The organism is Pseudomonas cichorii, from assembly GCF_019719005.1.
Taxonomy (GTDB): Bacteria; Pseudomonadota; Gammaproteobacteria; order Pseudomonadales; family Pseudomonadaceae; genus Aquipseudomonas; species Aquipseudomonas cichorii_E.
Window position 1 is genome coordinate 1 of record NZ_JAIGPJ010000079.1, and the last position, 2,020, is coordinate 2,020.

The 2,020-nt window shown below is 57.4% G+C and carries 2 protein-coding genes; both read left to right on the top strand.

Features of this window, described 5'->3' with window-relative positions:
* Positions 1 to 85 precede the first annotated feature (85 nt).
* The gene (tnpB, locus tag K5D32_RS25650; RefSeq protein ID WP_260407548.1) at positions 86 to 445 is read left to right on the top strand and encodes an IS66 family insertion sequence element accessory protein TnpB; all 360 of its coding nucleotides are present in this window, start codon (positions 86 to 88) and stop codon (positions 443 to 445) included.
* An 18-nt stretch (positions 446 to 463) separates the two neighbouring features.
* Entirely contained in the window at positions 464 to 1,975 is a 1,512-nt protein-coding gene (tnpC, locus tag K5D32_RS25655) for an IS66 family transposase (RefSeq protein WP_221577967.1), read from the top strand.
* Positions 1,976 to 2,020: the final 45 nt, after the last annotated feature.

Consider the following 2,020-nt stretch of genomic DNA (forward strand, 5'->3'; position numbering starts at 1 on the left):
GTAACCGCTCCATAAACCACACATTCAAAGCCGCCGTGTGATCCCGGATGCTGTGCTCCCGATTTCTTTCTGGAGTCCGCCAGCCATGATGCGTCCCGACGCAAAAGTCGAAAAAGTCTATCTGTACCCCAAGCCCGTCGACTTCCGAAAATCCATCGACGGTCTGGCAGCCTTGGTCGAGCTGGACATCAAGGTCGCCGTCTTCGACCCCGTACTTTTTGTTTTCCTCAACAAGCCGCGCAACCGCGTGAAGATCTTGTACTGGGAACGCAACGGCTTCTGCCTTTGGCTCAAGCGCCTGGAGTCCGAACGCTTCAAAACGTCGCCCGACGTGACGGACGAAGCGATTGTCCTGACTGCCCAGGAGCTCAACTGGATGCTCGACGGCTTTGACCTCTGGCGTAACCGTCCTCATCAGGTTTTGACGCCACGATTCGTGGCCTGATTCGGTATAATCCAGGGCATGAATTTCGTGCCCGACAACCTTCCTGATGATCCAGAGTTGCTCAAGCAGATGCTTGCGAAGATGCAATCCAGGATGGGCGTGCTCGAAGAACAAGTTGCACTGCTAAGGCAGCGCCTGTTTGGCCGAAAATCGGAGCAGGCCGTCGATCCGGCAACGCCTCAAATGGCGTTGTTCAATGAAGCGGAGCACGAGGTCGAGTTGGCGTGCGAGACCGCTGAAGAAGAGGTCGTCGCACCCGCCAAGCGCCGTGGTAAGCGCAAGCCGTTGCCCGCTGACCTTCCGCGCATCGAGGTCATCCACGAACTGCCCGAACATGAGCTGACTTGCACCTGCGGCTGCCGTAAGCACGCCATCGGCGAGGAGATCAGCGAGCAGCTTGAAATCGTCCCGATGCAGATCCGTGTCATCAAACACGTCCGCAAAGTCTATGGTTGCCGCGACTGCGAGGCTGCTCCGGTCACTGCGGACAAGCCAGCTCAGTTACTTGAAAAAAGCATGGCCAGCCCGAGCGTTCTGGCGATGTTGCTGACCACCAAATATGTGGACGGCTTGCCGCTTCATCGATTTGAAAAAGTATTGGGTCGCCATGGCATCGATATCCCGCGCCAAACCTTGGCTCGCTGGGTTATCCAGTGCGGCGATCACTTTCAGCCGCTGCTGAATTTAATGCGCGATAGCCTGTTGGCCAGTCGCGTCATCCACTGCGATGAAACGCGGGTACAGGTGTTGAAAGAGCCTGACCGCGAGCCAAGCAGCCAGTCGTGGATGTGGGTGCAAACCGGCGGCCCACCGGATCAGCCGGTGATTCTTTTTGACTACTCCACCAGCCGAGCGCAGGAGGTGCCTACGCGCCTGCTCGATGGCTACCGTGGCTACGTCATGACCGATGATTATGCCGGTTACAACGCACTGGGCGCCCAGGCTGGAGTTGAGCGTTTAGGCTGCTGGGCTCACGCGCGCCGCAAGTTCGTTGAAGCACAGAAAGTGCAGCCCAAAGGTAAAACGGGGCGCGCGGATATCGCGCTGAACATGATCAACAAGCTTTACGGCATCGAACGCGACCTGAAGGCCTGCGGTGACACCGAGCGTAAAATCGGTCGTCACGAACAAAGCCCGCCGATACTGGCTCAGTTGAAAAGCTGGATCGAAAAGACGCAGCCACAGGTCACCGCTCAGAATGCCTTGGGCAAAGCCATCAGTTACCTCGCAAGTAACTGGAGCAAACTGGAGCGATACGTCGAGGAAGGCTACCTGCCGATCGACAACAACGCCGCTGAACGCGCGATCCGCCCCTTCGTGATCGGAAGAAAGAACTGGCTGTTTAGTGACACGCCCAAAGGCGCGACGGCCAGCGCTCAACTTTACAGCCTAGTCGAAACAGCCAAAGCCAACGGCCAAGAGCCCTATGCGTGGCTGCGCCACGCACTCGAACGCTTGCCAACGGCGACTTCGGTTGAAGATTACGAAGCCTTGCTACCGTGGAACTGCTTACCCGCATCGCCTAGCTGAGCGCGCCACCCATATTGAGTTTGGTGGGGTTTATGGAGCGCTTAC